This is a genomic window from Roseateles sp., assembly GCF_036486225.1.
Taxonomy (GTDB): Bacteria; Pseudomonadota; Gammaproteobacteria; order Burkholderiales; family Burkholderiaceae_C; genus Roseateles.
Genome location: NZ_DASVNZ010000262.1, coordinates 1 through 9,137, shown reverse-complemented (window position 1 = coordinate 9,137; position 9,137 = coordinate 1). Strand labels below are relative to the sequence as shown.

Annotated in this window: 7 protein-coding genes; 5 read left to right on the top strand and 2 right to left on the bottom strand. The window is 70.5% G+C overall.

What is annotated here, in order from left to right:
• The first annotated feature begins 496 nt into the window (after positions 1 to 496).
• The 3 genes from VF536_RS17440 (at position 497) to VF536_RS17430 (ending at position 4,777) form a co-directional block, all read left to right on the top strand.
• Positions 497 to 1,186: a response regulator transcription factor gene (locus VF536_RS17440; protein WP_331616128.1), complete on the top strand. Its 690-nt coding sequence runs from the start codon at positions 497 to 499 to the stop codon at positions 1,184 to 1,186.
• 4 nt (positions 1,187 to 1,190) lie between these two features.
• Positions 1,191 to 3,365 carry an ATP-binding response regulator gene (locus VF536_RS17435; RefSeq protein WP_331616127.1) on the top strand — a complete coding sequence of 725 codons (2,175 nt, stop codon included), beginning with the start codon at positions 1,191 to 1,193 and terminating at the stop codon, positions 3,363 to 3,365.
• 221 nt (positions 3,366 to 3,586) lie between these two features.
• On the top strand, positions 3,587 to 4,777 hold the full coding sequence (locus VF536_RS17430; protein WP_331616126.1) for an MFS transporter: 1,191 nt from the start codon (positions 3,587 to 3,589) through the stop codon (positions 4,775 to 4,777).
• Positions 4,778 to 5,050: 273 nt separating this feature from the next.
• Here VF536_RS17430 and VF536_RS17425 read toward each other — a convergent pair whose 3' ends face one another.
• Positions 5,051 to 5,836: an SDR family oxidoreductase gene (locus VF536_RS17425; RefSeq protein WP_331616125.1), complete on the bottom strand. Its 786-nt coding sequence runs from the start codon at positions 5,834 to 5,836 to the stop codon at positions 5,051 to 5,053.
• Positions 5,837 to 5,993: 157 nt separating this feature from the next.
• Here VF536_RS17425 and VF536_RS17420 point away from each other — a divergent pair, with 157 nt between their 5' ends.
• Complete coding sequence (locus VF536_RS17420) at positions 5,994 to 6,908, top strand: LysR family transcriptional regulator (RefSeq protein WP_331616124.1); 915 nt, start codon at positions 5,994 to 5,996, stop codon at positions 6,906 to 6,908.
• Between the two features lie 71 nt (positions 6,909 to 6,979).
• The gene (locus tag VF536_RS17415) at positions 6,980 to 7,852 is read left to right on the top strand and encodes an alpha/beta hydrolase (RefSeq protein WP_331616123.1); all 873 of its coding nucleotides are present in this window, start codon (positions 6,980 to 6,982) and stop codon (positions 7,850 to 7,852) included.
• A 6-nt stretch (positions 7,853 to 7,858) separates the two neighbouring features.
• Here VF536_RS17415 and VF536_RS17410 read toward each other — a convergent pair.
• Positions 7,859 to 9,137 (bottom strand): HD domain-containing phosphohydrolase (locus VF536_RS17410; protein WP_331616122.1); only part of this gene is annotated, 1,279 nt, incomplete at its 5' end.

Genomic DNA, 9,137 nt, shown 5'->3' with positions numbered 1-9,137 from the left:
CCAGGCTGCCGGCCGCCCAGGCGGGCGCGGCACCGGCCAGCAGGCCGGCGCAGAGGACCGGGAGGGCGGAGGGCGTGGCGCGGCGGACCGGCGAAGGTCCGTGGGCGGGGCGAGGGAGAACGGCGCGGCGCATGAGGGGAGGAGAGCTGCCGGGATTCTAGGGAGCGGGGTCCGCTGCGACCTTGCTGGAATCTGTCGGTCGCCGGGCGACGCCTCAAGCGCCTCACCGGACGGCGTCCGATGGAATTCCCACCAAAAGGGGGGTGGCGCGGGCGCTCCCAGACCTATAAATAGGGATGGCATGTGACAACGTTGGCGATCCAAATCAGCAACATGTCGTCACAAGTGTTTCCGACATACCCCCTCAGGGTTCCCCCTGAAGAGGGGGCGACGCAAGTGACCATCGGCCTATCATGCGGGCCTTCTCCGGCGTGCAGTAGAGGGTGACGACGACCGTGCCGGAGACCCATCGGTCAGTCGAAAAAAGGGAGGCCCTATGGAAGCAGTGTCCGTTGCCCGCACGTTCGAGGCGGCTGGAAGTGGTGGCTATGCGTTGCCGGCGGTGAAGCGCCGGGTGCTCCTGGTCGACGACCACGAACTGGTGAGGGCGGGGATCCGCACGCTGTACCAGTCGCTGGACGAGATCGACATCGAGTGGGTGGAGGCGGCGTCGCTGCAGGAAGGCCTGCAGGCCTACGCGCAGGGCGGCGCGGTGGATGCCGTGCTGCTGGACCTGAACCTGGGGGACTGCAAGGGCCTGCAAGGGCTGCGGCAGTTCATGGAGGCCTATCCCGAGGCCCGCGTCGTCGTCTTCAGCGGCACGCAGGATGAATTCGTCGTCCGCCAGGCGCGGGCGCTCGGCGCCGTGGGCTACCTGCCCAAGGGCGCGATGATGGCCGAGATGCGCAGCACGCTGCGCGCGCTGCTGGCCGAGGGCCAGCGTCATCGCCAGTCGCAGTCGGGCACCTTGTTCCCGCGTTTCCCGTCGTCGGCGATGTACGACCGCGTGGCCGAACTCGGCCCGCGCCACCTGGAGATCCTCGAGCTGGTGCTGTCCGGGTGCAGCAACCAGGAGATCAGCAACTCGACGCAGCTGTCGCTGGGCACGGTGAAGAACTACGTGTCCTCGCTGCTGCTGGCGCTGGACGTCAAGTCGCGCTCGCACATGATCAGCCTCTTCCGCTGACGCGGTGGCCACGGTCCACCGAGGCGGACACGGCGTCGAGGAACAAGCCCCCGACACGAGCTTTCCGCCGACCGAGCTCTTCATCGACTCGCGCATCGACTCGCCGGACGTCCCTGACGTGCCGGCGAGCGTCGTTTCTGGCCCGCCGTCCGGTGCTTCATCGAACGGCGGCAATGTGGCGTCCGGCGCGCCCGTCACGGATCGCGCCGCGAGTCCGCTCTCGCACGGCGGGCCCGGCGTGCCGTCCGCGCCTGGCACTCACGCAGGTGATGCGGGCGATGCCGGTTCCGGGCCTCCGGCATCGGCTGCTGCGGGAACTCCGCCGCCGGCCGACGGTCCGGCTGCTCGTCCGAAGCGCGCCCGGCGCCCACCCAAACCCAGCCTCTTCGTCGCGGTCGCCGGCGCGGTGCCCGAGAACGACGAATCCGTCCAGGAAGGCCGTCGCCGCGAGCGCCGCGCGATCGCGCGCCGGCTGCAGGACGCCGGCTTCGACGAAGCCTGGAGCCATTGGCCCTGGCTGCTGACGGCTGTCGCCGTGCCGCTGGTCTCGGCGCTGCTGCGCGGCATGCCGGGGGCGGGCCTGGTGGTCTGGGTCTTCGGTGTCATCGCGCTGGCGCTGGGCTGCGTCTTCACCGCGCGGTCGCTCTCGCACCGCGGGGCCAGGTCCGACAGCAGCCGCATGGCCTTCTCGGATCGCGAGGGCCGCCGCCTGCTCTACCTGCAGGCGGCCGGCTGCCTCGTGCTGCTCAGCCTGCATCCGTGGCTGGCCGAATCGCCTGGCGCGCGCGGCCTGCTGACCGGGCCGCTGCTGGCGGCCACGGCGGCGGTGGTCGGCGTGCTGCTGGCGCCGATGGGGCGCTGGTCGGCGGTGATCGCGGTGCTGCCGGCCTCCGAAGGCCTGGCGCGGCTGTTCGATCCGAGCGCGCGGCCCGGTGCCGGCCCGGTCTGGTTCCTCGCCGCGGCGGTGGTCGGCGGACTGGCCCTGCTCGAACACCACCGCTGGCAGCGCGCCAAGCGCCTGCTGATGGAGCAGGATCTGCAGGTCAGCACGCTCGAGCAGGACCGCGACGGCGCCATCCGCGCCGACCAGGAGAAGAGCCGTTTCCTCGCGATCGCGAGCCACGACCTGCGCCAGCCGGTGCATGCGCTGGGGCTCTTCGCCGCGAGCCTGGAGCGCCGCCTGCAGGGCACCGAGGAAGAGCCGCTGATCCGCAACGTCATGCGCTCGATCGAAGGCCTGGAACGCTCCTTCAACGCGATGCTCGACATCTCGCGGCTGGATGCCGGCACGGTCGAGCCCAACCTCCAGCACTTCACCTTGCGCGACCTGTTCCGGCGCCTGCACATGCACTACGCGGGCCAGGCGGAGGGGTCGGGGCTGGGGCTGCGTTTCTCGCCGGGCGGCAAGTCCGTCACCAGCGATCCGCTGCTGCTCGAGCGCATCCTGGGCAACCTGATCCAGAACGCCATCAAGTACACCGAGGAGGGCGGCGTGGTGGTGGTGGCGCGCTCCACCTCGACCCACCTCAACCTCGAGGTCTGGGACACCGGCATCGGCATCAAGTCCAGCGACCTGCCGCGGATCTTCGCGGAGTTCTACCAGGTGGGCCAGAGCGAGCGCAGCCGCACGCAGGGCCTCGGCATGGGCCTGGCGATCGTCAAGCGGCTGGCGCACCTGCTGGGCTACCGGCTGATGGTCGCGTCGCGGCCGGGGCGGGGCACGATGTTCCGACTCAGCATCCCGCTGGGCGGGCTGCCGGAGATCCCCGAGTTCACGACCGCCGCCGACACCGTGCCGATGCCGGTCATGGAGCCGCGCTCGGTGCTGGTCATCGACGACGAGGAGCCGATCCGCATCGGCCTGCAGCTGCTGCTGGAGGAATGGGGTTACGAGTCCATCATCGCGGCGACCGCGGCCGAGGCGGCGGAGGCGGTGCGCACGCGCGCCGAGCCCCCCGACCTGATCCTCTCGGATTTGCACCTCGGCGACGGACCCGACGGCATCGCCGCGATCCGCGCGGTACGCGAGCTCTGCCGCATGGAGGTGCCGGCGATCCTGGTCACCGGCGACACCAGCCGCGAGGAACTGCGCCGCGCCACCGAAAGCGGCCACACCGTGCTCTTCAAGCCCCTGCAGCCGCGCAAGCTCTTCAACGCCCTGCGCGGCATGGTCTCCTGACCCGGAGTCAGCACGACCTGACCCCACACAACGTCGCATGTTCCAGCGTCAAGCGCATGGGCGAGGTCAGCGAGTGCGGGTGGGGCCGGAATGAGGCTTGAGGGTCCAGGAGGGAGCCCTCATGCCTCGTGGAGAGCCCGCGCTTGGCAGGCCGGGGGCGACAGCCGCGCGAGGGGCGCCCCGTGGCGCCTACAGTAACGGGCTCTTCACGGCACCTCACGATGACCACGATCTCCGACACCTTGACGCCTCGCCGCCTGACTTCGGCGGCCTGGGCGCTGCGCATCCAGTTCTTCGTGTCCGGCGCCTTGTTCGCGACCTGGGGCGTGCACGTCCCGACGGTGAAGGCGCATTACGGCCTGGGCGAGCAGTCGCTGGCGATCGCGATGCTGGCTTCGGGCGTCGGCGCGCTGCTGGCGCTGACGCAGGCCGGCCGGGTCGTGGCGCGCTTCGGCCCGCGCGGCGTGGCGGGGCTGACGGGCGTGCTGTGCGCGGCCGGCGTCTCGATGCTGATCGCGCCCAGCGTGTACCTCGGACTGGTGCTCCTGCTGATGCTCTTCGGCGCGACGGCCAGTCTCTTCGACGTCGCCATCAACGCGGAAGCCACCGAGATCGAGCACCTCGCGGGTCGTCCCTTGATGAGCGGCTTCCACGCGATGTTCAGCCTGGGCGGCATGGTCGGCGCGGGCGTCGGCAGCCTGCTGCCGCTGCTGGGCTGGACGCCGCAGACGCATCTGCTGGTGGCCTGCGGCACGGGCATGGTGCTGATCCTGGGCGCTTGCGTGGCGATGCTGAAGATGCGCACCGACGCCGGCGAATCGCAGCCGCTGAGTCTGCCGCGCGGCGTGCTCGCGCTGATCGGCACGCTGGCGGCGCTGGGGTTGATCGCCGAAGGCGCGATGTACGACTGGAGCGTGCTCTTCATGAAACAGGAGCGCGCCAGCGACGCCAGCCTCTCCGCGCTGGGTTATGCGAGCTTCAGCCTGGCGATGGCGCTGGGGCGTTTCGGCGGTGACTGGGTGCGGGCGCGCGTCGCGCCGGTGCCCTTGATGGTCGCGAGCGGACTGCTGGCGGCCGTTGGCATGGCGACCGCGCTGCTGGTGCCGGTCGCCTCCGCGGGCCTGCTGGGCTTCGCGCTGGTCGGGCTGGGCTTGTCCAACGTCGTGCCGGTGCTGTTCAGCGCGGCCTCGAAGGTGCCCGGCGTCAGCGCCGCGCACGGCATCGCGGCCGTCTCGTCGCTGGGCTACCTGGGCATGATGGCCGGCCCACCGCTGATCGGCATGATCGCGGAGCACACCTCGCTGACGGCGGGCCTGTCCTGCGTCGTCTTCTTCGCGCTGTTCATGGCCGCGAGTGCGCAGCGCGCGCTGGGCGGCACCACGCGCGCGACCGCGCCCGCCGCCGCGGATTGAAGCGGGGAAATGAAGCCTTGTAGGCGAACGCCCGACACGCGCATCGGGCGATCGCCGAGGCGACGATGGGACGATGCCCTCGTGCCGCCGCACGTCGTCGTCCCTACAGTTGATCCTGACAACGGAATTCGAGCTTTCGTTGTTCATGCTTCTCTCTCGCATGGTCCGCCTTTTCCCTCTGCAGGCGGACAAACTTTCGGCCCCGGTCTCACGACCGGGGCCTTTTCTTTTTTGGCGTCGCCCCGTAGGGCTGGGCGCTCAATCAGCGCGTGCTCAGAGCTGGCTCATCCCGCCGTCCACGATGATCTCGGTCCCGACGATGAAGGCCGACTCCGGCGCCGCCAGGTGCAGCACCGTCGAGGCCAGTTCCTCCGCCGTGCCGAAGCGGCCCAGCGGGATCTGGCCCAGGATCGCCGCGGCGGTCGCGTCCAGCGTGGCGGCATCCATGCCCAGCTTGCCGTACAGCGGCGTCTGGATCGGGCCCGGGCTGACGACGTTCACCCGAACGCCGCTGGGCAGCAGTTCCGCCGACAGCGTCTTGGCCAGCGAGATCAGCGCGGCCTTGCTCGCCGCGTAGATCGACGAATTCGGCATGCCGATGCGCGCATTGATCGAGCCGTTGATGACGATGGACGCGCCGCGGCGCAGTTGCGGCAGCAGCGCCTGCACCTGGAAGTAGGGGCCCTTCACGTTCGTGTCGAAGGTCTGGTCCCACAGCGACTCGGTGACCTCGGCCAGCGGCGCGAACTTCGCGACCCCGGCGTTCAGGAACACGGCGTCGAGCTGGATGTCCCGGTCGCGGATCGCCTGACCGAGGGCCGCCGCGTCGGCGAGCTGCCCCGCGTCGTTGCGCAGCGCGATGACATCGCCGCCGATCTCGGCGCTGGCGCGGGCCAGCGCCGCCTCGTCGCGACCGGTGATGACCACGCGGGCGCCTTCGGCCGCGAAGGCCTTCGCAGCCGCCAGGCCGATGCCGCTGCTGCCGCCGGTGACCAGCGCGGTCTTGCCGGCGAAGCGACCGGCGGCGTTCATGGAAGCGGTGGTGGTGATGGCGTTCATGGTGATTCCTTTCAGACTCGTTCGGTGCGACTGGTCCGGCATGGCCGGGGTGGGGTGTTTCGCGTTGGCCTTGCTGCCTGGCGATGGATGAATATTCGTCCCTCCCGCCGGGGAAGTCGCACCACAATCACGATGCACTCATTCGAAAGCGTCGAACATGTTGAGTCAGGAAGAACTCGCCCTGCTGGAGGCGATCCGGACCACCGGCAGCCTCTCCCGCGCCGCCGCGGCGCTGGGCAAGGCGCCGTCGACGATCTCGCACGCCGCGCGGCAGCTCGAGACCCGCTACGACGCGCTGCTCTTCGATCGGCGCCGTTACCGGCTGCAGCTGACGCCCGCGGGCCAACTGCTCGCCACCGAGGCGCAGCGCCTGATGGCCGACATGTCGCGCCTGAACACACGGGTGCGGCAAGTCGCCAACGGCTGGGAAGACCGCCTCACCATCGTCACCGATGAACTGCTGGAGATGGCGACATTGCTCCCGGTGATCGCGGACTTCGACAAGCTCGAGGCAGGCGTCGGCCTGCGCTTCACGCACGAGGTCCTGGGCGGGACCTGGGAGGCCTTGCGCGAAGGGCGCGCGGACCTCGTCGTCGGCGCGACCAACGAGCCGCCGGCGATCCCGGGCTTGCGCTGGTTCGAGCTCGGCCAGATGGCCTGGACCTTTGCCGTCGCGCCCCGGCATCCGCTGGCGACGGCGCCGGAGCCGCTCAGCCGGGACACGATCCGGACGCACCGCGCCATCGTCGTGGCGGACACCTCGCGCGGCGCGAGCGGCCGCAGCTACGGCATCCAGGGTGGCCAATCGCAGCTCGCCGTGCCGAGCATGGCGGCCAAGGTCCGGGCGCAGGCGGAAGGTCTGGGCGTCGGGTGGCTGCCGCGGCATCGCGTCAGCGGCCTGATCGAACGCGGCGAGCTCGTGGAGAGGCGCACCGCCGACCCACGCGAGCCCAACACTCTCTACGTGGCCTGGCGTGGCGAACACGAGGGCAGGGCGCTGGACTGGTGGGTCGAGCGGCTGCGTCAGCCGCGGCTGGCCAAACGGCTCGTCGACGGCGTGCCGATCACATGAACGCATGAACGCCTGCACCGGCGCGCCAGCGTGACTGCCTGCCTCGGTGCGCATGCCTAAGATGCGTCCCCATGAACAGCACGACTCCGACGCAACGGCTTCGCATCGACTGGCGCGGGCAGGCCACCGAGATCGAATACACCTGGGCCAATGATGCGACCGGCGACACCATCGGCGATGCGCCGGTGATGGTGTTTCTCCACGAGGGGCTTGGCTCGATCGCGATGTGGCGCGACTTCCCGACGCGCCTGTGCGAGGCGATCGGCATGCGCGGGCTCGTGTACTCGCGGCCTGGTTACGGACGCTCCACGATGCGGGCGCCGGACGATCGCTGGGACGTCGACTACCTGCACCGTCAGGCGCATGAGGTGTTGCCTGCGGTGCTCAAGGGACTGGGCGTGACGTCGCCGCCCTGGTTGTTCGGGCACAGCGACGGCGGCTCGATCGCGCTGCTGCATGCGGCGAAGCTGCCCACGGCGGGGGCGGTGGTCGCGGCGCCGCACATCGTGGTCGAAGACATCTCCCTCGACGGCATCCGCAAGACGGTCGAGATCTATGAGGCGGGTCCGTTGCGCGATCGCCTGGCCCGATTCCACGACGACCCGGATTCGCCGTTCGGCGGGTGGAGTCAGACGTGGCTGAGCGCGGCGTTCCGCGACTGGTCCATCGTCGAGGAGATCCGGGCGATCACGTGTCCGCTGCTCGCGATGCAGGGTGTCGACGACGAGTACGGCACGCTCGAGCAGATCCGTGGCATCGCGCGCGAGGTGCCGCAGACGACGCTTCTTGAGCTTCAGGCATGCGGACACTCGCCGCATAAAGATCGGCCGGCGGAAGTGATCGCGTCAGTCAACTATTGGTTGGGGACGGTGGGGCGCGGGGTTTTGGCGCTTGACGCCAAGGCCCTGCGCTCCAGCGGCCAACGCCCTGGCGAGGGCAGGTAGTCGGTCTCAGACCGTCAGCAACCCCATCGTCATCGCCTTCAAAGTCGCCGCGGCCCGCGTGCTGCATTCGAGCTTGCGGAACGCGCTTTCCAGATGCGTCCGCACGGTGGCGGGGCTGATGCCGAGCACCTTCGCCGCTTCCTTGTTGCTCTCGCCGATGGCGATGCGTCCGAGAACTTCGGTCTCGCGCGCGGAAAGCGTGATGGCAGGCGACGTTGAAGGAGGGGATGGGCGAGAGGATGGGGGAGACGCCACGCGACGGCGTTCGGCGCCGCAGACGGCGTCGGCCGCTTGCGGGTCGAGGCGACCGGCCGCCACTTCCTGTCCCATGGCCGTGCGCGCCGCGTCGGTGTCGAGCGCTGGCGCGCCGGGCCGTCCGGTTCGCACGGTCACCCACGCGGCCGCGGCGGCCAGCACGCGTGCGGGCATCGGGATCGCGGCGCCCGCCGCGCTGCGGAATGCGCCGGAGCCGTCCATCCGTTCGTCGACATAGGACGCGAGCTCCGCTTCGGCGTGCAGCGCGGTCAGGCGGCGCGCGGCGCGTCCGGTCCAGTAGGGCATCAGGCGGAGTTTCTCGCGATCGGCTTCGCCGAGCCGGCGGCCCTCGCTCCAGATTGCGTTCGGCACCGACGCGCGGCCGATGCCGTGCAGCAGACCCGCGCGATGGAGCCGCTCCAGCGCGGCCGCGTCGAAGCCGAGCACCGCGCCGGCTTCGCGCGCCGCATCGGCCACGCGTCGCGAGAGCCCCGTCATCCAGGGGAGCTTGAGGTCGATGACGTCGGCCACCAGTTCGAGCGGCGTTTCGAGCGCGGCCAGCGTCGCGTCGAGGCTGCCGGTGGTGTGCGTGCCCTCGTGCGCACCGGCATCCAGCGCGCTCATCCACGCCGGTGCGTTCCGGGTCACGAGCGCCACCAGCGCCTTCGGATACTTCGCGTCCGAACGCTCGCCGATGTAGCGCAGGGCCGCGGGCACGCCGTGCACGCGCGAGAAGATCTCGAGGTCTCCCGCCAGCGCCACATGGAACACCACGGCGGGCACCTGGTCGCCGTTCAGGCCGTCGGGCTTGCCGTGCCCGTCCCAGGTCTCGAAGAGATGGCGCATCGCGCGCTCGATGTTGGCGGGCAGACCCAGCAGCCGGGCGATCTCGCCGGCGACCTCGCAATGGATCAGCGCCGCCTCGCCGAGCGTGCCGGCCAGCGCGGAGGCGTCCTCGGCCGAACCGGTGGAGAGCATCGCGTCGCGTCCGCCGACGTCGTCGCCGAGCGCGGCGGCGATCTCCGGCGCG